We start from the raw sequence: 22286 nt of genomic DNA, 5'->3' as shown, positions 1-22286 counted from the left end.
CAGTATCATGAGTGATAGAATACATACCCTTAGCGGGTACCTACACGAGTACCAAAAAAGTGTCGCGCAGCCAGAAGAATTTTGGGCAAGAATTGCTGATTCATTCCATTGGCGAAAACGGTGGGACAAAACGTTAAAGTGGAATTTTGAAGGACCAGATGTCAAATGGTTCTTAAATGGAAAATTGAATATCACCGAAAATATTTTTGAGAGATATCTTTTTACTATTGGAGACCGGCCTGCCATTATCTGGGAGCCTAATGATCCAAATGAAGCTGGTAGGACATTGACCTATCGTGAATTATTTGAGGAAGTCTCTCGATTTTCCAACGCCCTAAAAAGCAAAGGAATCGGCAAAGGTGACAAGGTCATTATTTACATGCCTATGGTGCCGGAGGCAGCTGTAGCTATGTTGGCATGTGCGAGAATTGGCGCCATCCATTCAGTAGTCTTTGCAGGATTTTCAAGTAATGCCTTGGCAGATCGAATCAATGATTGCGAAGCAAAGGCAGTTTTAACTTCCGATGGAAACTTCAGAGGCAGCAAAAAAATAGCAGTCAAAGCCGTAGTTGATGAAGCTTTGACAAAAAGCTCTGTGGAAACTGTCATCGTTTACCAAAGGACTCATCAAGATGTCACCATGCAGGATGGAAGAGATTATTGGTGGCACGATGTCGTGGCAGATGAATCAAAGGACTGCCCAGCAGAAGAAATGGATAGCGAAGACATGCTATTTATTCTATATACCTCAGGCTCTACAGGAAAACCAAAAGGAGTAGTACACACCACAGGAGGATATATGGTTTATTCCAAATACTCCTTCGAAAATGTATTTCAATACTCTCCTGGAGATGTGTATTGGTGTACAGCGGATGTGGGCTGGATCACGGGTCACTCCTACATCGTTTATGGTCCATTATTGGCAGGAGCTACAACAATAATGTTTGAGGGTGTTCCCACTTTCCCGGATTGCGGGAGGTTTTGGGCTATCGTAGAAAAATATAAAGTGAACCAATTTTATACTGCTCCGACTGCAATTAGAGCATTGCAAGCATATGGAACAGTAGAAATTGAAAAGTATGATTTAAGCTCCTTGAAGGTACTCGGTTCCGTTGGTGAGCCAATCAATGAAGAAGCTTGGCATTGGTATCATACTCACATAGGTAAAAATAAATGCCCAATAGTGGATACTTGGTGGCAAACAGAAACAGGGGGAATCATGGTCTCTCCTATTGCTGGAATCACACCAACGAAGCCTGCCTATGCAACACTTCCCTTGCCTGGCGTTCAACTTTGCATTGTAGACCCAGAAGGAAATGAACTAACCGGAAACTCTGTAGAAGGAAACCTATGTATCAAGTTTCCTTGGCCATCTATGATCAGAACCACTTATGGGGATCATGATAGATGTAAGCAGACCTATTTCTCCACTTACAAAGGAATGTACTTTACAGGAGATGGAGTCAAGAGAGATCATGATGGATATTATAGAATCCTCGGAAGAGTAGATGATGTAATCAATGTCTCTGGGCATAGAATGGGAACTGCGGAAGTAGAAAATGCAATCAACGAACATCCAAAAGTCATTGAATCTGCCGTGGTCGGCTACCCTCATGATGTCAAAGGACAAGGAATTTATGCCTATGTCATCTGTGATTTAACCAATAGAACTGAGGATAATCTGGTAAATGAAATCAAGGAAATGGTTTCTAAAATTATTGGCCCTATTGCTAAGCCTGATAAAATCCAGCTCGTTCCTGGTTTACCAAAAACAAGATCGGGTAAAATCATGCGTAGAATATTAAGAAAAGTAGCTGAAAACAACCTAGATAATATGGGTGATACCAGTACCCTACTGGACCCAGATGTAGTGGAGAAAATTATTGATGGCAGAAAATAATTAAGGAAGCTATAAGAATATAAGCCCGTTTAATAATCAATTGAATTGGGCTTTACTTCAAATGAGCGTCTTTCTAACGAAGGACGCTCATTTTACTTATTGGGGATTTTCAGGACAACCTCTGATTAAACTTTTGGTCTAGAATCCTCTTCAGTGGCATCAACTTCTATCGATGTTTTGATAGTGTCTGGAGAGTCCATTTCTTGTTTGTAGAAATTATGAACTCCAACCATAAAAGCCACAATCAAGGCCCAAGTTAACCTTCGAAAATACCTAACTACCTGATGAATTATTCTCATTTTACAGATCACTAAAATTTTATTTTGCCAATTTCCGTACCACAAATTTTTATTGCCATTTTGGCAGACTCTTAAAAATCAGTGATTTGAATTAGTATATTTCGAATATGGCCAATGTTATCATCCACCGAGTTGCGGAATTTTTAAGGAGTTTCCCTCCATTTTCATTCTTAGGAATAGAAGATCTAGAAACCGTAGCAAGGAATGTCAGCATCCAATTTTTAGAAAAAGGAGAGACCTTATTTCATCAAGGAGATCCGGCTCAGCCACATTTCTTTATTGTCAAAGACGGTGCCATTGAACTAACCGAAAACGGTGAATCAGGAGAAGAAATCGTTGAATATTGTGATCAGGGAGATGTCTTTGGTGTATTGGCTTTATTGGGAAAAAGACCCTATGTGCTAAATGCCCGAGCTGGAGAAGACAGCCTTCTCTACTATATTCCGGTGTCGATCTTTGAATCGATAATGGAGCAAAATAGCCGCGTAGCTCTGTTTTTTGCTGCGGGATTCGCTAGTGGACAAGTGGTCGTCCGGCAGGATCTCTCCCAAACTCAGAAGGCCCGAGGAATATTTCGGGGCAATCCCCAAGATCACTCCCTATTGATTTTTTCAGACCCTTCAGTTATAAGCATTTCTGAAAATGTACTGACTGGGCATAAAAATCTGACCATACAAGAAGTAGCATCTGCAATGACTAAAGCAGATGTGAGCAGTATCGTTATTGTAGATACGCAAAAGCATCCGCTTGGAATTATAACGGATAAAGATCTGCGTAAAAAAGTCGTTACCGAAGCTTTGCCTCTCAGCTCAAAAGCCAGTGAAATCATGAGCAATTCCTTGATCGTAAAAAAGCGTGGAGAAGCATTTGCGGATTTGTACCTATCTATGATCAAAAATCGCCTACATCATCTGATTCTAACAGAAGATGGAAGCGTCAACAGTCCAGTATCAGGAATTATTTCTGACCACGATGTGCTGTTATCTATGGGAAATAGCCCCGCTGTGTTAATTCATGGTTTGCTAAATACCCTAGATTTAAAAGAGATTAGACACATCAGAGATAGAGCTGAACAAATGCTTCGGTACTATTTGGAAAATGAAGTGGCTATGGATTTTATCGCTTCGGTTGTGACTGAGATCAATGATGTAATCATTGGGCAAGCAAGGGTCATAGCCGAAAAAAAATATGCAGCCCTTTATCCAGAATTTAAAGATACCAAGTACTGCATATTGGCATTAGGAAGTGAAGGAAGAGAGGAGCAATTACTTAGAACAGATCAGGATAATGCCTTACTGTATGAGGATGTACCCCTTGAATTGGAAAAGAAAGCATCGGAGTACTTCTTGAAAATCGGAACTGAGATAGTAGAGGTTTTACTGAATGCTGGTTTTTCCCCCTGTCCTGGAAAAATCATGGCAACAAATCCTTTATGGGTTCAACCCTTGACCGAGTGGAAGAAATTATTCTCAGAATGGATCTTAAGACCTAATGAAGAGGCGCTATTAAAGTCTGCTATCTTCTTTGATTTTCGACCTATCACAGGGACGAAGTTACTGGCTGAAAAACTGACAGATCATATTTACGAGGAAGTTGAAAAGAAGCATTTTTTCCTAAACTTTCTGGCAAAAAACGCCTACTTAAATCCAGCACCTTTGGGATTCTTTAAAGGATTTATGGTTGAAAAATCCGGGGAACACAGAAACCAATTTGACATCAAAGGTCGGGCAATGATGCCTTTAGCTGATTTGGCAAGACTGTTAATTTTAGGCCATGGAGTCGTGAAAATCAACAATACTTTTAAGCGATTTGAGAAACTCGCCGAATTGGAACCTAACAACAGAGAACTTTTTATTCAGGCAGGAAAAGCTTATGAGATATTAATGAGAATGAGGGCTTTGGAAGGTTTTCAAAATGAAAATAATGGGCGCTTTATCGACCCGGAAAAGCTCGGGAAGCTCCAAAAACAAATATTAAAAACCACCTTCTCCCCCCTTTCTGAGCTTCAGGAGTTAGTGAAAATCAGATTTCAACTAGATTACTTTTCAAAATGAGTTGGTGGCCCTTTGACAATAAGACCCCAAATCAGCAACCCTTCGTCAAGGATTACCTTACAAAGGTCAATGTCAGCATCCCTGAAATCCGAAGTTTGGACCAGCTGTCATTTGTGGTCTTGGACACAGAGACTACAGGTCTAAACCCATCAGTAGATCATATCTTATCTTTTGGAGCTGTAAAAATTGAAGATCAAATGATCCAAATTTCTACGGGTGTAGAGTGGTATTTAAAGTCCTCAAAAAAAGATTTTAAAACAATTCCTGTTCATGGGCTCATCGGAAATGAAGAAGCAGTTCCGCTAGAACAGTTTGCTAAGCGGGTACTGGAATACTTTGAAAACAATATCCTGGTGGGGCACCACTTGGGATTTGATTTAGAGATGTTGGAAAAGGCCTTGAAGCCTTTTGGGCTGGATAAAATTCAAAACAAATGTATTGATACCATGAGCTTAGCGATTCGACTAGACCATGGTCTCATGGCTGACCGGAATTATATTGATTTTAAAGACTATTCTCTTGACAGCCTTTGTCAGCGATATGACATCAAAACGGATGACAGGCATACCGCAGGAGGTGATGCATTTCTTACGGCGAACCTGTTGCTAAAATTATTAAAAGCTGCTCAAAAAAAAGGGATCATGAACTGGGGTACCCTTAGAAAATAACTACCTCACTTCCGAAGGATATTAATTATTTCCAGTCAATTGTTACATTCCCTTTGGCCTTCATATGAACTGTCAATCCATTTTTGGAAGGGAAGAAATCCTCTGGACTTACTTCCAGACCCTCTATTTCTAAGTTGGCAATTCCTGTTTTCAGTGACAGCCTATCCTCAATTGTCACAAGACTTTCCACTAAGGTTTCACCAATAGGAAAAACAGCCCTTTTTTCTATGTTTTTGATGATTTTTCGCTTCTTCAAACCCACGCTTGTTTGAGCTCCAAAGTTTCCGCTTTCCATTTTGAAATTAATGTCCTCAAAATAAAGAGTCTCATTCACTGCATCATAAGCAGGTTTTCCGATCACATAGATCTTACCCTCCAAACTTTTCCCATTGGTCTGGGTAGCAAAGAAATCCATTGAGATGCCTAGAAATTCTCCGTAGGCATAACTCTTCAGGTTACTTGGCGTCATCATGGTTTTCTTATCAACTCTGATCTGCTTTCCATTAAAATTTTCACCCAGAAGTTCATCTAGTTGTTCATAAGAAATCGTCCAAGGCAGAGTAATTTCCAGGTGATTTTCAGAATCACTGTTTTCGGACAATTCAGGCAATGGAAATGCCCTGCTTGGCGCAGCGTCTCCTGGGTGGGTATTGACTTTACCATTTAGCCCAAGCCATAAATTCAAATCCTGATTGGCTCCAAAGTATTCTTTGAGTTTCAGGGAATCCGGCTGAATAGAAAATGCTGATTTTTCTTCTTCCCAATTGATGGTAAATGGTCTTCCTACTTGATTCCAAGCGAGGTCTATAAATGACTTTAAAGAAAATATGGAAGAGTTTGAATTTAGGTTTTCCTCTCCCCATTTATTTATTTCTTTCTCTAATAAGCCCGATAAATCTACTTTCATCCCAAAGACATCCAGGGAAAGCTCCCCTCCAAGATCCACAAGTTCAAAATCCTGGACAGAGATTGACCAATCAGGATTGATGGTTGGGTTGATAATAAATACAGGAGAAACAGTTTCATCCAGAGGAATTCGAGTTTGAATCAAGTTACCTAAGCCTTTTTTCTTTAAACCTAACTCTCCTTCGATTTTCAGGGGAAGGGTAAGTTGCATCCTCTGGCTATCTAACGTTGTATAAGAAGCCATTCCATTTCTGTTCAACTTTAACTCTCCCTCTAAATTTCCCATATCCAGATTTTCATCATCAATGATAACTGCAGGGATGACTTGGTTTAAGATTTTATTGAGAGATTGTTGAGGTATGGATACAGGCACATTAACACTGGAATATGCCGGAGGGGGAAGCGGAGAATCTGGAATTTGATGAGGATTGAAAGACTTACAGGAAGAAAGAAGCAATCCTCCTAAAAACATAAATTGAAGAATTTGGTATGGAAGCTTTTTGGATTGTATTTTCATGCGATAAAATTCATATTAAATCAGGGAACTTTATTCTCCCCAAAAATATTGCCCAGTTATAAATTGTGATCAATGAATTGGAATAAACTTACAGAAGAAGGTCAAATAGATGCGATCAAGCAATTGAGCGAAGAAACCCCTGTGTTAATTTATAAACATAGTACCCGCTGTTCCTTGAGCAGCATGTCTTTAAATAGGCTTCAGCGGAATTGGAAGGATGAAGATAATCAACAAGTAGCACCTTACTTTTTGGATTTAATTGCCAATCGTCAACTTTCAGATCAGGTGAGTATTGATTTTGGAATTCCTCATGAATCTCCTCAAGTCATTTTGGTTAAAAATGGAAAAGCTGTTTATGACAACAGCCATTATGGAATTTCTTATTCCGAGATCATGGAGCACTTAAAATAGCATGGAAGTTTAAATGATTTTTTTGCCTTTTATCCCTTTGTTTTTCCACTCTAATTTTTCTTCTCATCTGCAGTAAACCATTGACCAAGTATCTAGGTCAAAGAGATAGATTTACGCAATTATGAGAAACCTATACAAGACCATTTTTATTGTTTCATGCCTGTTTCTAGTTTTTGAAGCGTATGGGCAACGTACTCAGGGACAAAACCAGATCAAGCTTCGCGGAACTGTCATGGATGGCAGTACTCAAACGCCAATGAATGGTGCAAACATCCTAATTAAAACCGTGACCGATTCTTTGTTGGTAGGAGGAGTGACTGACGCTCAAGGAAAATTTGAAGTAAACCGACCTGACATTCCACAAGTAAAGATTGAGATTAAATTCATCGGTTATGAAACGATTACCAAAACTCACAACCTAAGAGACCCATCTGATTTGGGAACCTTAGTGTTAAAAGAAGATACCCAGACTTTAGGAGAAGTGATTATTGAAGGCCAATCTCCGGTAGGAGAAATGAGAGGAGATACTACCTCTTTCAATGCCTCAGCTTTTAAAACAAAAGAAAATGGAATGGCTGAAGACCTGGTAAGAAAATTACCGGGAGTAACCATCGCTAATGGAGAAGTTCAAGCCCAAGGCGAAGCCGTTCAAAAGATATTAGTAGATGGAAGAGAATTTTTCGGTTCGGATCCGAATATCGCTCTTCGAAATCTCCCCGCAGATGCGATTGACCGTGTAGAAGTTCTTGATCAGAAGTCTGACCAAAGCCGATTAACGGGTTTTGATGATGGAACCTATACCAAAACCATTAATATCATCCTGAGAGAAGACCGTAAAAACGGAAAGTTTGGTAGAGTCTACGGAGGATATGGAACAGACGATAGATATTCGGCTGGAGGAAGTGTGAACCTATTTAATGGAGACCGAAGAGTTTCTATTTTAGGTCTATTCAATAATGTCAATCAGCAAAACTTTTCAAGCGAAGACCTAGCAGGTGTAAATGCCAACGCTTCTGGAGGAAGAGGACGTGGTCGTGGCGGCTGGGGAGGTGGAGGCGGAAGCTTCTACGGTGGCAATGATATTGGAACGATTACCACCAACGCGATTGGTTTGAACTATAGTGACAAGCTGGGTTCCAAAGTAAATTTAACCGGAAGTTATTTCTTCAATAACTCCAATAACTCCTTGAGACAAATCACCAATCGTGAAACTGTCATCAACGAAAGTCTGACTCAGTATTATCAAGAGAACTTGGTCAATACCGTGGAAAATTACAACCACAGAGCAAATGCGAGAATTGAAGCAGACTTAAATGATAAAAACTCTCTGATCATCACCCCAAATATTTCTTTCTCTACCCGGAAGACCTTTAGTGATCGAGATGCCTTCACCTCTAATAATGCAGGCGATTCCCTATCTGCACTAAGATCAATTACGGATGCAGAAAACAATTCATACAATATCTCAAACAACATCACTTACCGATATAAGTTTGACAAAAAGGGAAGAACATTTTCTACGGACATCTTTACCAATTGGAATAATAATGACCAATATTCCGAACTGTTGGCAGCAAGTGTAGACTATGATAGAAACGCAGTAGACACAACCTTGCAAGAAACCGACGTGTTATCAAAAGGCTTTAATTATCGTGTCAACATGACGTGGACAGAACCTTTGGGAGAAAAATCTATTGGTACGGTAGGTTACCAAATTGGAAATAACAAAACTGATTCTGACCAGAGAACACGAGTATTTAACGAAGAAATGCAACCCGTCTTGGACACTGCATTAAGTAATGTTTTTGAAAACAAATTTATCACTCAAAGACTTCGTACCGGATACGCTTATAATAACGAAGGTTGGAACTTTAACGTCAACTTGGATTATCAAAACGCCAGATTGGACAATGAGGCTACTTTCCCAAACCCAGGTGTTTTTAATAGAGACTTTAATAACATCCTACCAAGTGCTCATGTGAGTTTCAGAAACCGTGAAACAGGAATGAATTTCCGAATTCGCTACCGTACCAATACAGATGAACCTTCTGTAAGCCAATTACAGAATGTGGTAAACAACCAAAACCCTCTAAACCTTAGTGTTGGTAACCCTACTTTGAGCCAAAGTTTTCAGAATAGCATCTTTGCCAACATCGGTAAATTCAACATGGAGAAGAATCGTTCTTTCTTTATGTTCCTCAACTATTCTAGCACCAATAATTACATCGGTAGTAGCACTTTTATAGCGGAACAAGATACTTTGATCAATGGGGATGTATTACTGAGAAAAGGTGGACAAATCAGGATGCCAGTGAATTTGGATGGAAATTTCAACACGCGCTTGTTTATGAGTTATGGCACACCGATTCAAAAAATCAAGTCAAAAATCAACTTCAATACTAGGCTTGGTTTTACTCGTAATCCAGGTTTGATTAATGGAGAGAGAAACTTAAATGACAACATCGATTTAAGCCAAGGACTTACCCTGACAAGTAATATCAGTAAGGACTTTGATTTCACCATTAGCACAACGGGTACTTACACCATTGTCAACTCAAGTCTTCAGGAAAATTTAGATCAAAACTATTATATCCAAGAATCAAATCTACGCCTTTACTATTCTCCAAATGATGGGAAGTTATTTGTGGGTAATAACATCAACAACTCCCTGTATAGTGGACTTTCTGAAGGGTTTGATCAATCCGTTTGGTTATGGAATATTGAAGCAGGTTACCGCTTTGCCAAAAACAATAAAGCTGAATTGAAAGTCGTCATCTTCGATTTGTTAAATCAGAATAACAGCATTCAGAGAACAATTTCTGATGTGGCTGTTACGGATGTTTATACCAATGTTTTGACAAGATATGGATTGCTGACCTTCACTTACATCATAGGTAATTTTAAACAACCTGAAAATAATGGTGGAGATAGACCTTGGGGAGGACCAAGACGAGGCGGTAGAACTTGGTAAAAAGAATTACCAAATAGGATTTAAGATTACGAGATCATACGATTTTAAGCCGACTGGAAATTTTCAGTCGGTTTTTTTATTTACCCTTCTACTAAATATTAGTAATGATAACTAAATTGTTATTTATATGAGATATTTATACCACCTTGCTCTATCCATCTTTTTCTTTTCCTGTACATCAGAATCCGAGAAGAACTCGATAATATCAATAGAACTCGATGATTTTAAAGAGATCGAAATCAGTTCTGAATTACACTTTTTTGAAGAGATAATAAATCCTTCAAGTTTTATGCATCAAGGGGATAAAATACTGATTGGTGAATACCATAATGTTCCAGATGAATATCCTCGCTTTCATATCATCAATACGGTAGACTGGACTTATGATAAACCCAAAGGTAAAGTTGGCCAAGGTCCATTAGAAAATAATGTACCCTCTTTTATAGAATCACAGGACAAAGACAATTTTTGGGTAAATGACTACAATAACAGAAAGATCTCTTCATTTTCGATGAATGACACCTCTTTATTGGCTAGTAAGGATCACAATATTCCTGATCCAAGTCTGGGACGTTTGGATCTGATTTTAATTCCTAATGGAAACTATCTGGGAATGGCAAGTGAAAGCGAAAGCAAAATTTTGGAATTTGATCGAGAAGGAAAACTAATTGGACATTATGGTGACTTAGAAAAAATTGCTGAAATGCCAGATTTACCAATAAATCAAATAAGCCTTCTAAACAAAGGTAGGTTTGGTGGAAATCAGGAAAATGAGGTTTATGTCTTAACGAGTATGTATCGAGATAAGCTGGAAATATTCAATTATAAAACTAAAGATTTTATTTCCGTGATCGGGCCCGACCTGAAGGTACCTGAATTTGAGTACATAGACAGTAAATTCGGAGGAATGATGAGTTTTCCCCCTAACTATCCAAAGAAATATCAAGAGGTGGCTGTAAGTGAAAAATTCATTTTTGCACTCTACTCCGGATTTTCTTATAACGACTATGCAAAATCAGGGTTGACAGCCAAAGAAATCAGGGTATTCACTTTAAAGGGAAAACCAAAATGGCGACTGTTATTGGATAGGTCAGTTTCTTATATTTCAATCAACGAACAGGCCAATGAAATCTATGCCTTGACCACTGGGGAAGATCCAGGCATTGCTGTTTTTCAGATCCCGAAGGAGCTTTTATAAACAAAAAAAACCGACTCTAATACTAGAGCCGGCCTTCGATTGGGTAACAAATTACTATTACATTTTTGGAAGAACTACGGTATCCACAGAGTGAATCACTCCATTTTTCTGCCAAACATCTGCGATAGTCACTTTAGATTGACCCCCGTTTTCATCTGTGATATAAAGGTCTTTACCTTTCATCCAAGCAGTTAATTTACCTCCTTGCACAGTAGTAAGAACCGCTTTTCCTTTCCCTTTTTTAATTGCAGCAGCAATCTCCTTAGAGCCCATTTTACCTGCTACTACATGGTAAGTAAGAACCGCTTGTAATTGCGCTTTGTTCTCTGGCTTCAAAAGAGTCTCTACAGTACCTTCAGGAAGTTTCTCGAAAGCCGAGTTTTCCGGAGCAAATACGGTAAATGGTCCTGCACCTTGTAATGTCTCAACCAAACCAGCAGCTTTTACTGCGGCAACCAATGTCGTGTGATCTGCAGAATTTACTGCATTCTCCACAATATTTTTAGAAGGATACATTTCTGCTCCTCCCACCATCACGGTATTCTCCATTTGAGCAAAAGCAATATTTGCAGACAAGAAAATAAATGCCGACATGGCGAATTTTAAAAGATTTTGAATTTTCATAATGTTGTAAGTTTTGATGATTTTTTATTTCCTATTTGAAGTGAATTACGAAGCATATGGATGGGTTGGATTGAGGGAGATTTGAAAGAATTGTAAGAACTCTCCTTTTTTGGCTGGCAAAGGATGCGAATCCCTTTTCATTTTTTTGTCTTAAAAAGCCTAAAACCCTTAGCTTTGTGGCTTGATTAATTGGTAAAGCATGTATCAGGAGAAAATTGAAGCAATAAAAGCTGCTATTGCGAAGGCAGACGCAAATACACCCGAAGAATTAGAGTCTTTCCGAATGGAATTTATTTCTAAGAAATCCGTAGTGGGTGGACTTTTTGCCGAAATGGGGAAAATCCCAAATGAGGAAAAACGAGCTTTTGGACAATTGGTAAATGGAGTGAAGCAAATTGCTGAAGAAAAATTTCAGGAATTAATCGAGAAAGTTAATCAAGCCAATAAAAAGTCAAAATCTGCTGATATTGATTTGACTTTACCGCCCTCCAATCATGAAATTGGTGGTATTCATCCTCTAACAGCAACCAGACAGAGAATTATTGAGATTTTCGAGAGAATCGGTTTCAACTTATCTGAAGGACCAGAAATAGAAGATGATTGGCATAATTTTACTGCCTTAAACTTCCCTGAAAACCACCCAGCCCGTGAGATGCAGGACACCTTCTTCATTGAAAAAAATCCTGATATCGCCTTGCGTACGCATACCTCTTCGGTGCAGGTTCGTGTGATGGAAAATCAAAAACCTCCGATCAGAACACTTTCTCCGGGAAGAGTGTATAGAAATGAGGCAATTTCTGCTCGCGCACATTGTATTTTCCACCAAGTGGAAGGTTTATATGTAGATGAAAACGTTGGGTTTGCCGATTTAAAGAATACCCTATACCACTTTGCAAAAGAGATGTTTGGGAAAGGAACCAAGGTCAGATTCAGACCTTCCTATTTCCCATTTACTGAGCCTAGCGCAGAGATTGATATCACCTGTATGATTTGTGGCGGAAAAGGCTGCAACGTCTGTAAAGGTACAGGATGGGTAGAAATTGGTGGTTCTGGAATGGTAGATCCAAATGTTTTGGAAAACTGTGGTATCGATTCCAAAAAATACACTGGATTTGCTTTCGGAATGGGAATAGAAAGAATCGCCATGTTGAAATACCAGATCAAAGATCTTCGATTATTTACAGAAAACGATGTCCGGTTCCTAAAGCAGTTTAGGCCGATATTATAGATAAAAACATCTTTAAAACAGAAAAGCCCGATTGAAATCGGGCTTTTCTGTTTTTATAGCAAGTTGATCTTATTCAAGACCCTTGTCTCTCATTTTTTTGAACTCATCAAACCTTCTAAAGATTGCGACTGTAAAGCCGGTCAGCATGATGATTGTCCCAATCCAAAGTACATTGATGTAAGGTTTCACAATGGCTTTCATCACTACATAATCCTTTTGGTATTGATTGACTTTAAAGACAAATTTATTCTCCATTGGAAGGATATTATCTAAGGTGATTTTGATCCCCAATTCTGAGTCTATTACTGGGATTTTACCCACTTGATTATTTCTGATGATAAAGGTAGGCTCTAATACTTTTTCTACATCGTAATCCAAAATTCTCAGTTTTGCTTTTACAGCAACATCCCCTTCTTGTAGCACGTAGCCATCAATTTCCTCCATCACATCAGCACCATCAAAATAGGTGACAAAATCTGCAACATGGAATTGCTCTCCAGGAGCTGCTTCGTAGATTTCTTCTTCTTTCCAATCTGGGTCTTCATAGTCGTTCATAGCCGCGACATAGGTATAAAGATCCTTGTCCAAATAGATTTTTGAATCTGGCGAAGAAATCAAACCTCCCATGCTAGAATTAAACTGAGACATCGGGTTCAAAGAAAACTGAAGCTTTTCATTTTGGTAATAGTCGATTTTGAAATAGTCATTTTCTTCTAAAACCAAGTCCAAGGTGTCTCCATGCTGGAAGTAATTTTTATAATCTTCCAAAGCAATGGCCTCATTGACATTTCCCGTCGATTCCAATAGTTTGGCAGGCACATATTCTGGAACTCCTACCACCTTTTTCTGTCTACCACGGTAAGTCACCGTGTAGTCTTTCATTTGAGTAGGTTTATTGATCCAAAGAAGGACATGCTCTTTATTAAGTTCATCCTCCCAGCTATTGCTATAGGTCAATCCTGACATATTGATAGAAATGACATCAGAATAACCTGAGCTGAACATAATGCCTATTAAGGCCATTCCTAAACCTATATGCGCCAGTGATCCTCCAGCAAGTTTGAATGTTGACTTTTTCAGGATTTTAGCGAGAATTACAGAGTTGGCAACAATTGTGAAAGTTGCTGCCAATACGATAATGATATATTTCCAATCGTAAACTTTTGCTAAAACAATAATGCCTGCCGAAATCAATACAGAAACTATATAAGGTGTGACCAGCGTGTTTTTCAAGGTTTGCTTGTCCATTTTCTGCCACCAGAAAAACTGGCCTACGGCAGTTAATAAGGCCAAAACTACAGCGAACCATAATTGGAATTTTGTATAGAATTCAATCTGATCTGCTGGTGGAGCCATATTAGAAATCCCACCAAAACTTTCTACCAAAGTATTCCAAACCGGTATGGAAGTGGGAAGAATAACTTGAAAAGCCATCAAACCTAAGGTAGTCGCTCCGATAAACACCCAAAACTCCCGAGAGTAAACGGAAGCCTCCTTTTCGGATGAAGGAATATGCTTCCATGCTCTTGCTGCCAAAAAGACTGCTACTACCAAGAAGAATAGCATGTATATCAGCAATTGACCAGAAAGCCCTAAATCTGTAAAAGAGTGTACCGAAGCATCACCTAATACCCCGGATCTAACAAGGAAAGTCGCGTAAAGCACCAAAATAAAGGTCATAATCACCAAAACAATCGAAGTCTTGAGTGCAGTCGCACTTTTCTTAAAGGTAATCATGGTATGAATGGCTGCTACCAAGACCAACCAAGGAACATATACGGCATTTTCCACCGGATCCCAGTTCCAATAGCCGCCAAAGTTCAATGTCACATAAGCCCAATAAGCTCCCATGATAATTCCCATTCCAAGGATCATGGCAGAGAAAATCGCCCATGGCAAAGCAGGTCTGATCCACTCAGAGTACCTTTTCATCATTAAGCCTCCCATTAAGAAAGCAAATGGCACTAAAGTCGATGCATATCCCAAAAACAAGGTCGGGGGATGGATCACCATCCAAATATTTTGTAATAGCGGGTTAAGCCCTGTTCCGTCTTCAGGTACAAAGTCAGGGTTCATCTGAAATATAGGAGCCTGCGTAGCATCTCTTAGAAGAATAAATGGTGAGCTACCAATTTTTAAATCTCCAATAACGACTCCTAGAATCATGGAAACCAAAAAAGCCTGAACCAGTGAGAATACGATCATTACCGGTCCTTCCCAGAACTTGTTGGTGTTGATGACGGTAATCCCCAAAACTACGTTCCAGAAGATCCACAGGATAAAGGCTCCTTCCTGTCCTTCCCAGAAACTGGATATCATGTAATGTACAGGCAATGCTTTTGAGCTATGCGAATAGGCATAAAAATACTCATAGCGATGATTGTAAATAATCTCAAAAAGTGAAACCGCTATCAAAGTGGCTGAAACACTATGGATATAGAAACTGAAGCGACTAAATTTTCTCCAACTCGCTTTTTCTAATTCGTTGGCACGAAAATACTGATAGTAGGCGTAGGCAGTCACCAATGAACTGACAAAGGCCACTATGGTCATTAAGTGGCCAAAATTACCGATAAAGGTATTGATCATGGATTTTTTGTTCTAACTAGTCAAACTCACATTCCAGCCGCCTGCACGTCGGTTTCCTGATATTTAGAGGGGCACTTCATCAGGATTTTGTCTGCGATGAAAATTTCTTCTGTCTTGTATTGCCCTATCACCACCACAGATTCGGATCGGGTGAAATCCGCAGGTACAGGCTCATTATAAAACACTTCTTGTTCAGTGCCATCATTGTCCACTAACACAAATGTAAAAGAGGTTTTATCGTCTCTGACATTCAATCCGGTCACTTCTCCTGCTTGATTTTTCTTCAGCTGTCCAACAACGTGTATCGGTTGATCATCCCCTTCTTGTTTCATCTCAAGTGCAGTACTGAAGCTTTCATAGCTACTTGCATCACCAATGGAAGTCATGATGATGACAATTGCTACAGCAATAATTCCTATTCCTATGATATGTCCTTTTTTCATCGTTTTCGAAATTTAGGATTGAATGTTTTGTTCCAGTTTACTGATTTTCCTATCCGTACTAATTAGGTATACGGTTATTCCTGCAAAGATCAATACGATCACACCTACTAATACGTAAATTTTGCCATTGGATCTCATTACATCTGCCATCTCCACAGAATTATTGGAGTAGTCAGATTCTGTTACAGGGATCTTCTCTTGCGCCACAGCACTCAAGGAGAAAATCATCAATGCAATCAACACTAGTTTTTTCATCGATCAGGAATTAATCATTCGTTCTTCTAATACTCTTTCCACCCTACGCATTCTGACGCGCACAGTTGCAATCCAACTGCCTAAAAGTGTCCATCCAATAATTGCCGGGTAAAAAACCATCCTCAATTTAGAGTCAAGGTCATAGGCATTGAAGCCTGGATTTCCACCATTACCTGGGTGAAGGCTATCCGTCAATCTTGGTAAGACAAATATTAAAGGGATAAATGCGGCAAAAGCAAAGATGTTATAAATAGCACCTATCCTTGCTCTTTGCTGAGTATCCGTCAAAGAATTCCGCAAAATCAAATAGGCGAAATACATTAAGATTCCTATGGCAGCTGCATTCTGTTTTGGATCCGAACTCCAATATTCTCCCCAGGTAAATTTTGCCCAAAGCATTCCTGTCACGATGCCCAGGACCCCAAAAAGAATCGCTGCTCCAGCAAATTCAATAGCCATGTCATCATTCTTGATGTCGTTGGTTCTTAAATACCGAATACTGTAATATACAGAAACCACCAGCATCAGAATCATTCCAAACCACATGGTGACATGGAAATGAAGTGCTCGTATCGTTTCATTTAAGATCGGAAGTCGAGGAACATCCATCAGCAAACCTGCAGTTAAGGTATACAGCAGCAGGGCGATGGCAAGGATTTTCCACCAGCTTTGGCGCATAGGGTATTTTTGCTAATTCAAGCGCAAAAATAAGGCATAAGTTCCTGATTTCGCTGCTTTTTCTAAAGTCTTTTGAACTCTGGGTCCACAATAGTCAGTAATCCTTATTGAGGGTATATCAATTGGAGATCATAATCTTCCAATTTCAAGCCTACGACCTCCACAAATAAGGGAACAAGATATATCCCGCGGCCGCAACAATCGCATTGATCGCAAGAAGTGAGATGATTTTATCCGCACTGACACTCCAGTCCAGACCATCCATGGCATTTTTAGAAATACGAATCGCCATCAATAGTATAGGGATAATCACCGGAAAACTTAAAATTGCCATGAGTGTGGCATTATTTCCAGCTTTGGAAGCTATCCCACTGACCATGGTCAAACTGGCAGAAAAGCCCATAGCCCCTAAAATCAAATTAAGGATAAACAAGCCTTGATCCTCTACGGGGTTACCCAAAATCACCGAAAAAACTCCATACCCTAATAATGCTAAAACAAGCGTAAGTCCGGTATTGTATATGATTTTGGATAAAATAATTGCTTCTGGGGATGCAATCATGTAATAATAAAGTTGTCGCCCCTGATGCTCTTGAACAAAACTCTTGGCCACAGCATTCACAGCAGAAAAAAGAATAATTATCCAATATAGCGCATTCCAGGTGGGAGCTGAAATATTCCCCTGTCTTGCACCTACACTGAGATAAGTAATAAAAACTGCAGAAACCACATAAAGTAAAATCCCATTGAGCGCATATTTTTGGCGCCACTCGAGGGTAAGCTCTTTCTGAATGAGGACTGAGATTTCCTTTAGCATCAGACAAAGATAGATGGATTAGAAAATTATAAGCTTGAAAAATTGAAAAATTAAAGCATTCGTGGAATGCAAGGTTGTCAGCCTGAGCGAAGTCGAAGGGTCCTCGATTTCGAGACTCCCGTCTCTCAAGTGCTCGGACTGACCCGCATATCGTGCCATTAAATCAATCTGTCTTTGGTAGCAAAGTCAAAGGATATTTGAATTTGCTAGAACTGACAAATATAGTTACGATTTCAAGCTGAGATCTATCGAGAATTTTTAGATTTATCACTTTTGATTTCTGACTTGTGTTCCTGCCAAAATGACACCAATTCCGCTTTGGAACAACAGTTGCAATCCTCATTTCATCAAATTGTGTTTAACTAAATTAAATTATAGCCATGCAGGAAAAAGGCACGATCTCGATCCATACCGAGAACATTTTCCCGATTATCAAGAAGTTCCTCTATTCTGACAATGAGATTTTTCTCAGAGAACTTGTATCAAATGCTGTCGATGCGACGCAAAAAATCAAAAGACTGGCGACATTAGGTCAGTATACTGGTGAGCTTGGTGACACTACGGTAGAAGTAAGCTTTGACGAAAAGAAAAAAACGATCACCATCTCTGACAAAGGTCTTGGAATGACTGCAGAGGAGATCAAAAAGTACATCAACCAAGTTGCTTTCTCTGGCGCAGAAGAATTCGTAGAGAAATTCAAAGACGCCAAAGATGCCAATGAAATCATTGGTAAGTTCGGATTAGGTTTCTACTCGGCATTTATGGTGGCAGACAAGGTCGAGATCAATACACTTTCTTACCAGGAAGGTGCTGAACCAGCCAAATGGACTTGTGACGGTTCCACTTCTTTTGAAATTTCTGAAGGTTCAAGAAAAGAACGCGGAACAGATGTAATCTTACACATCAACAAAGATTCAGAAGAGTTTGTAGATAAATTTAAGCTTCAGGGTATCCTTGACAAATACGCCAAATTCCTTCCAGTGCCAATTAAATTCGGAACCAAAACCGAATCTGTAGAAGATGGAGTGGATGACAAAGGTGAAAAGAAATGGAAATCTGTTGAGGTCGAAAACTTCATCAATACCACAGAGCCCATCTGGACTAAGTCACCCAGTGATTTGAAAGATGAGGATTACCTAAATTTCTACAAGGAGCTTTATCCTATGTCTGAGGATCCACTTTTCTGGATTCACCTAAATGTAGACTACCCATTCAATTTGACTGGTGTGCTTTACTTCCCAAAGGTGAAGAACGAATTCGAACTTCAGAGAAACAAGATTAAGTTATTCTCTCGTCAGGTATTTATTACCGATGAGGTAAAAGACATTGTTCCTGAGTTCTTGATGTTGCTTCATGGTGTGATTGATTCTCCAGATATTCCTTTGAATGTATCCAGAAGCTTCTTACAGGCAGATGGAAATGTAAAGAAAATCAACTCTTACATCACCAAAAAGGTGGCGGATAAACTTGCCGAACTATTCAAGAAGGACAGAACAAGTTATGAAGCGAAGTGGGATGACATCGGGCTATTCGTGAAATACGGAATGATCTCTGAAGATAAATTCTACGAAAAGGGAAAAGACTTCGCTTTACTTAAAAACACCAATGGAGAATACTTTACGCTAGAAGAATATCAAGCGAAAGTAAAGCCTAATCAGACAGATAAGAATGAGCAAACTGTCATTCTATATGCTACTGACTTAGAAAAACAAGACTCCTTTATCCAGTCTGCCAATAAAAAGGATTATGATGTTTTGGTAATGGATTCTCCAATCGACAGCCATTTTATCCAAAACTTGGAATCTAAGCTGGAGAAAACCCAACTGAAGCGTGTGGATGCGGACGTAGCAGAAAAATTGATCCAAAAGGAAGATACTTATGACAACCTACTTACTGAAGATCAAAGTAAAGAGGTGAAGGAAATCTTCGAAAAAGCGATTAATAATAAAACTTACTCAGTGGAAGTAGAAGGATTGAGCCCAGAGGAACTTCCTGTGACGATCACCATGGAAGAATTTATGCGTAGAATGAAGGACATGGCTGCCACTGGTGGCGGAGGAATGGGCTTCTATGGCCAGCTTCCAGATGCCTATAAAGTAGCGATCAATGGAAACCACCCTGTGGTAGATAAGGTATTGAAAGCGGAGTCTGAAGAGGAAAAAATCAGCTTAGCGAAGCAATCATTTGATCTAGCGCTACTTTCCCAAGGCTTACTAACTGGTAAAGACCTGACTGCCTTTGTAAAAAGAAGCGTAGAATTGCTATAAACGATCCAACCTTTGGGGTGTCATCTCGACAAGAGGAGAGATCTCCCCGAAGGTTTTAAATTAAATACCCAAAAATCCCCGAAATTCTCGGGGATTTTTGATTCTAAGTACCCAAGAGCCTATAACACAAAACCCTCCCAGAATCTCTTCCAGGAGGGTTTTCTATTTTTTTGACTTTTCACCTACCTCCGGTAGGCAGGCTTTAGACTTCATCCGTCACAACTTACTTTCAGCAAGCCCGAAGAGCTGAACTCAAAACAATTGGGATAATTCTTTTATTGAATTGAAATCATTGCTTTATGGATTATTTCCCAATCACCACTAACCTCCTTTTTATAAATAGAATAATAGGTACCCTTCTCACTGAAAACAGATAAAATAAACCCAAAAGTTTCACCACCATTCACATGAATAATTAAAGGATAAGCAACTCCCATTATGGAAGCGGGGTAAATAACATCCATTTTATTATTAACTAATTTTGATGATGCTACAACTCCACTTTTTTTAAGCTTTTTAGGCTTTACTGAAGCAATCTTACTTTTCAATTGATCTAATTCATCAGATGTAAGTAAGGTGTCTAAATCAAGCTCTTTATTGATTGCCAAAAAGTCAACTTCTTCAAGTTCGGAAGGATTAAAATCATGATAAGTCGAATAGCTATTTTCTTCCCAACTTAGAAAATCTTGACTTACTTTATAATTATCATCCTGCTCTATTAAATAATTGATCAAGTCATATTCGTCGCTTTTACTTTGAACATCTTTTTGACTGGAGCATGCCATTAAACCAAATAAAACACTAAATGCAAGGTTAACTTTTAGAAGTATTTTCATCGGTGTTCTATTGATTCTGTATTTTTTAAAAACTGCTATCGTTTTGGGTTTCCAACCTGCATAAAGACAGGAGATAAAACATAAGTATTTGGTGTAAAACCTATTTTAGGGAGTATTTTTTCCAATACCACATCCAAACGGAGGTCTTCAGTTTCAAAGTGAATATATTCAACTATTGCAGGAACTATGATCTGATCAATATTCAAAAACTTAAATTCTCCTAAGCCAATCCTTTCGTTGATATCTTTTTTTGCAAAATCGCTCATTCTGGAAATTAAAGGCTCTATATCAGTTGGGTAAACTATTTCGCTGACTTTTCTATTATTTATCTTTAAAACTGCATAGTAGCCTTCATACTTTACACTATCTATATTACCGAGAGGACTCATCGCAAAAATCCGAGGGGTATTTACTCGCATTGACTTAATGAAGTTCTCCTCATTGATAATTCTTGGGTTTGGAAGTTCCTGTGCTAATAATGCTTTTGAACATAAAATAAAGACTGAAAATAGAATTGTTCTAATTACACTTTGTCCCTTTATTTCCATATTTAAACTCTCTATTTAATTGTCCGATAGAGTCTTCTAGCTGTTCAGGTCCCGATTTATATCGAGGATGCAATCCTGAACTTGAGATCATAGGATTTCAAATGCGCTCTAGCTTTTCCTAAATAAGTAAATTAATCCCTTTTTTTATAGCTAATAGGATGTTCAGGGTCAAGCTGATTTCGAATCGAAGATTAAAAATCTTCGGAAAGAACTTCGGGATTACAAATCCCGAAGAGCAGATAATCGAACCTTCTTGCGCCGTACCTTTGGCAGCTTTATTAGCGAATCAGGATCGATTTGCTGGAAAAAAAGTGGGGATTATCCTTTCTGGTGGAAATGTAGATTTAGGGAAGTTGCCGTTTTGAAAATGGTCATCCAATCAATTTAATATGGCTCCAGCCCTTTTTTTCCAATAGAAATAAAATCTGGTGTTTATCACCATTACTTATCAATTTCCCAAATCTAATTTCTAGGAGTGAAGTAGGATCAAATTTTACTTCAATGTTTCTCTCATTTAAAAGGGACAAATCATTTTTAAAAAATCCAATTCGATATTCTTCTTCCCAATCAAACTCCTTTTTGAGCTTAGTTCTTACCCAAGAAGAATAAATTTCTTCCTTGGGAGATTCCTGGTACTTTATAGTTGGATACTCATCAACATATTCTACTAGTCCTCCAAAAAAGAACTCGGGGGACTCTATAAGAAATTTTTTTTGCAAATCTGGCTCAAAACCTAAAACAATCCCTTTTTCAGAATCACCATAATTTTTCCATAATTGATTGGAATTTCCGTTTGTCGAAAAAGAACAAATCTTTAAAATTTTATTTTTTTTAAGTAGCATGTCTTGATAAGCATCACTTATTAATCTTTCATTATTTATGCTTCTTATTTTCAAGGCGGGCCATTTTTCAAAAAGAATCTCCAAATCCTTTTTTTGTTCATCCCCAATTTTATCATTCAACCTGAACTGAAAATCTATCAATAAAGGTGCAACATCCATTGTATCTGGAAATTCGCTAGGAGAAGAAAATCTTATGGATTGATTCTTGAGAATTTTCAGCCCAACTTCTACAGTT

19 protein-coding genes and 1 pseudogene are annotated in these 22286 nt (G+C 38.7%); 9 read left to right on the top strand and 11 right to left on the bottom strand.

The genetic code is table 11. The annotated features are described in order from the left end of the window. Positions 1 to 7: 7 nt before the first annotated feature. Positions 8 to 1900: an acetate--CoA ligase gene (gene acs, locus ALPR1_RS02860; RefSeq protein WP_008198284.1), complete on the top strand. Its 1893-nt coding sequence runs from the start codon at positions 8 to 10 to the stop codon at positions 1898 to 1900. Between the two features lie 125 nt (positions 1901 to 2025). On the opposite strand, the gene ALPR1_RS02855 is transcribed toward acs, so the two are convergent. Further along, positions 2026 to 2199 (bottom strand): hypothetical protein, encoded by a 174-nt coding sequence (locus ALPR1_RS02855; protein WP_153231760.1) that lies wholly within the window; start codon positions 2197 to 2199, stop codon positions 2026 to 2028. A 107-nt stretch (positions 2200 to 2306) separates the two neighbouring features. Here ALPR1_RS02855 and ALPR1_RS02850 point away from each other — a divergent pair, with 107 nt between their 5' ends. Both ALPR1_RS02850 and ALPR1_RS02845 read left to right on the top strand, forming a co-directional pair. After that, entirely contained in the window at positions 2307 to 4253 is a 1947-nt protein-coding gene (locus ALPR1_RS02850) for a DUF294 nucleotidyltransferase-like domain-containing protein (protein WP_008198283.1), read from the top strand. Further along, entirely contained in the window at positions 4250 to 4921 is a 672-nt protein-coding gene (locus ALPR1_RS02845) for a 3'-5' exonuclease (RefSeq protein ID WP_008198282.1), read from the top strand. Before ALPR1_RS02850 ends, ALPR1_RS02845 begins: the two co-directional genes overlap by 4 nt. 25 nt (positions 4922 to 4946) lie before the next feature. Here ALPR1_RS02845 and ALPR1_RS02840 read toward each other — a convergent pair whose 3' ends face one another. Further along, positions 4947 to 6344: a DUF4403 family protein gene (locus ALPR1_RS02840; RefSeq protein WP_040302494.1), complete on the bottom strand. Its 1398-nt coding sequence runs from the start codon at positions 6342 to 6344 to the stop codon at positions 4947 to 4949. 72 nt (positions 6345 to 6416) lie between these two features. On the opposite strand from ALPR1_RS02840, the gene ytxJ reads away from it, so the two are divergent. The 3 genes from ytxJ to ALPR1_RS02825 all read left to right on the top strand — a co-directional run bounded on the left by ytxJ (position 6417) and on the right by ALPR1_RS02825 (position 10924). Continuing rightward, positions 6417 to 6755, top strand: a complete 339-nt coding sequence (gene ytxJ / locus ALPR1_RS02835) for a bacillithiol system redox-active protein YtxJ (protein ID WP_008198280.1) — start codon at positions 6417 to 6419, stop codon at positions 6753 to 6755. A 121-nt stretch (positions 6756 to 6876) separates the two neighbouring features. Continuing rightward, on the top strand, positions 6877 to 9726 hold the full coding sequence (locus ALPR1_RS02830) for a TonB-dependent receptor (RefSeq protein WP_008198279.1): 2850 nt from the start codon (positions 6877 to 6879) through the stop codon (positions 9724 to 9726). 127 nt (positions 9727 to 9853) lie between these two features. Next, positions 9854 to 10924: a BF3164 family lipoprotein gene (locus ALPR1_RS02825; protein WP_008198278.1), complete on the top strand. Its 1071-nt coding sequence runs from the start codon at positions 9854 to 9856 to the stop codon at positions 10922 to 10924. 57 nt (positions 10925 to 10981) lie between these two features. Here ALPR1_RS02825 and ALPR1_RS02820 read toward each other — a convergent pair whose 3' ends face one another. Continuing rightward, positions 10982 to 11548: a fasciclin domain-containing protein gene (locus tag ALPR1_RS02820; protein ID WP_008198277.1), complete on the bottom strand. Its 567-nt coding sequence runs from the start codon at positions 11546 to 11548 to the stop codon at positions 10982 to 10984. 199 nt (positions 11549 to 11747) lie between these two features. Here ALPR1_RS02820 and pheS point away from each other — a divergent pair, with 199 nt between their 5' ends. Continuing rightward, entirely contained in the window at positions 11748 to 12776 is a 1029-nt protein-coding gene (gene pheS, locus ALPR1_RS02815) for a phenylalanine--tRNA ligase subunit alpha (RefSeq protein ID WP_008198276.1), read from the top strand. A 69-nt stretch (positions 12777 to 12845) separates the two neighbouring features. Here the strand turns inward: pheS and ccsA (ALPR1_RS02810) are convergent, their stop codons facing one another. From ccsA (ALPR1_RS02810) to ALPR1_RS02790, 5 genes are all read right to left on the bottom strand, one after another. After that, positions 12846 to 15365, bottom strand: coding sequence for a cytochrome c biogenesis protein CcsA (gene ccsA / locus ALPR1_RS02810; RefSeq protein ID WP_008198275.1), 2520 nt, complete (start codon positions 15363 to 15365; stop codon positions 12846 to 12848). A 26-nt stretch (positions 15366 to 15391) separates the two neighbouring features. Continuing rightward, on the bottom strand, positions 15392 to 15808 hold the full coding sequence (locus ALPR1_RS02805) for a cytochrome c maturation protein CcmE domain-containing protein (RefSeq protein ID WP_008198274.1): 417 nt from the start codon (positions 15806 to 15808) through the stop codon (positions 15392 to 15394). Between the two features lie 12 nt (positions 15809 to 15820). Beyond that, positions 15821 to 16063, bottom strand: a complete 243-nt coding sequence (locus ALPR1_RS02800; RefSeq protein WP_008198272.1) for a CcmD family protein — start codon at positions 16061 to 16063, stop codon at positions 15821 to 15823. A 3-nt stretch (positions 16064 to 16066) separates the two neighbouring features. Then, positions 16067 to 16741, bottom strand: coding sequence for a cytochrome c biogenesis protein CcsA (gene ccsA, locus ALPR1_RS02795; RefSeq protein ID WP_008198270.1), 675 nt, complete (start codon positions 16739 to 16741; stop codon positions 16067 to 16069). 151 nt (positions 16742 to 16892) lie between these two features. Further along, positions 16893 to 17558, bottom strand: a complete 666-nt coding sequence (locus ALPR1_RS02790; RefSeq protein ID WP_008198269.1) for a heme exporter protein CcmB — start codon at positions 17556 to 17558, stop codon at positions 16893 to 16895. A gap of 380 nt (positions 17559 to 17938) precedes the next feature. Between ALPR1_RS02790 and htpG the strand changes: the two genes are divergently transcribed. Continuing rightward, entirely contained in the window at positions 17939 to 19825 is a 1887-nt protein-coding gene (gene htpG, locus ALPR1_RS02785) for a molecular chaperone HtpG (RefSeq protein WP_008198268.1), read from the top strand. Between the two features lie 275 nt (positions 19826 to 20100). Here htpG and ALPR1_RS02780 read toward each other — a convergent pair whose 3' ends face one another. Together ALPR1_RS02780 and ALPR1_RS02775 are read right to left on the bottom strand one after the other, a co-directional pair. After that, positions 20101 to 20661, bottom strand: coding sequence for a hypothetical protein (locus ALPR1_RS02780; protein WP_008198267.1), 561 nt, complete (start codon positions 20659 to 20661; stop codon positions 20101 to 20103). A gap of 35 nt (positions 20662 to 20696) precedes the next feature. Beyond that, positions 20697 to 21209: a hypothetical protein gene (locus ALPR1_RS02775; protein WP_008198266.1), complete on the bottom strand. Its 513-nt coding sequence runs from the start codon at positions 21207 to 21209 to the stop codon at positions 20697 to 20699. Positions 21210 to 21448: 239 nt separating this feature from the next. Here ALPR1_RS02775 and ALPR1_RS20785 point away from each other — a divergent pair. Continuing rightward, a pseudogene (locus ALPR1_RS20785) lies at positions 21449 to 21574 on the top strand (threonine/serine dehydratase); the annotation flags it as partial. Between the two features lie 6 nt (positions 21575 to 21580). Here the strand turns inward: ALPR1_RS20785 and ALPR1_RS02765 are convergent. Further along, on the bottom strand, positions 21581 to 22171 hold the full coding sequence (locus ALPR1_RS02765; protein WP_153231759.1) for a DUF2971 domain-containing protein: 591 nt from the start codon (positions 22169 to 22171) through the stop codon (positions 21581 to 21583). Between the last annotated feature and the right edge of the window lie 115 nt (positions 22172 to 22286).

The sequence above is a fragment of the Algoriphagus machipongonensis genome (genome assembly GCF_000166275.1).
Taxonomy (GTDB): domain Bacteria; phylum Bacteroidota; class Bacteroidia; order Cytophagales; family Cyclobacteriaceae; genus Algoriphagus; species Algoriphagus machipongonensis.
This window is presented reverse-complemented; position numbering and strand designations above follow the sequence as displayed.

Bases quoted from the DNA above. Each gene is read 5' to 3' on its own strand.
- acs (WP_008198284.1), top strand. From the start codon at position 8: ATGAGTGATAGAATACATACCCTTAGCGGGTACCTACACGAGTACCAA.
- ALPR1_RS02855 (WP_153231760.1), bottom strand. From the start codon at position 2,199: ATGAGAATAATTCATCAGGTAGTTAGGTATTTTCGAAGGTTAACTTGG.
- ALPR1_RS02850 (WP_008198283.1), top strand. From the start codon at position 2,307: ATGGCCAATGTTATCATCCACCGAGTTGCGGAATTTTTAAGGAGTTTC.
- ALPR1_RS02845 (WP_008198282.1), top strand. From the start codon at position 4,250: ATGAGTTGGTGGCCCTTTGACAATAAGACCCCAAATCAGCAACCCTTC.
- ALPR1_RS02840 (WP_040302494.1), bottom strand. From the start codon at position 6,344: ATGAAAATACAATCCAAAAAGCTTCCATACCAAATTCTTCAATTTATG.
- ytxJ (WP_008198280.1), top strand. From the start codon at position 6,417: ATGAATTGGAATAAACTTACAGAAGAAGGTCAAATAGATGCGATCAAG.
- ALPR1_RS02830 (WP_008198279.1), top strand. From the start codon at position 6,877: ATGAGAAACCTATACAAGACCATTTTTATTGTTTCATGCCTGTTTCTA.
- ALPR1_RS02825 (WP_008198278.1), top strand. From the start codon at position 9,854: ATGAGATATTTATACCACCTTGCTCTATCCATCTTTTTCTTTTCCTGT.
- ALPR1_RS02820 (WP_008198277.1), bottom strand. From the start codon at position 11,548: ATGAAAATTCAAAATCTTTTAAAATTCGCCATGTCGGCATTTATTTTC.
- pheS (WP_008198276.1), top strand. From the start codon at position 11,748: ATGTATCAGGAGAAAATTGAAGCAATAAAAGCTGCTATTGCGAAGGCA.
- ccsA (WP_008198275.1), bottom strand. From the start codon at position 15,365: ATGATCAATACCTTTATCGGTAATTTTGGCCACTTAATGACCATAGTG.
- ALPR1_RS02805 (WP_008198274.1), bottom strand. From the start codon at position 15,808: ATGAAAAAAGGACATATCATAGGAATAGGAATTATTGCTGTAGCAATT.
- ALPR1_RS02800 (WP_008198272.1), bottom strand. From the start codon at position 16,063: ATGAAAAAACTAGTGTTGATTGCATTGATGATTTTCTCCTTGAGTGCT.
- ccsA (WP_008198270.1), bottom strand. From the start codon at position 16,741: ATGCGCCAAAGCTGGTGGAAAATCCTTGCCATCGCCCTGCTGCTGTAT.
- ALPR1_RS02790 (WP_008198269.1), bottom strand. From the start codon at position 17,558: ATGCTAAAGGAAATCTCAGTCCTCATTCAGAAAGAGCTTACCCTCGAG.
- htpG (WP_008198268.1), top strand. From the start codon at position 17,939: ATGCAGGAAAAAGGCACGATCTCGATCCATACCGAGAACATTTTCCCG.
- ALPR1_RS02780 (WP_008198267.1), bottom strand. From the start codon at position 20,661: ATGAAAATACTTCTAAAAGTTAACCTTGCATTTAGTGTTTTATTTGGT.
- ALPR1_RS02775 (WP_008198266.1), bottom strand. From the start codon at position 21,209: ATGGAAATAAAGGGACAAAGTGTAATTAGAACAATTCTATTTTCAGTC.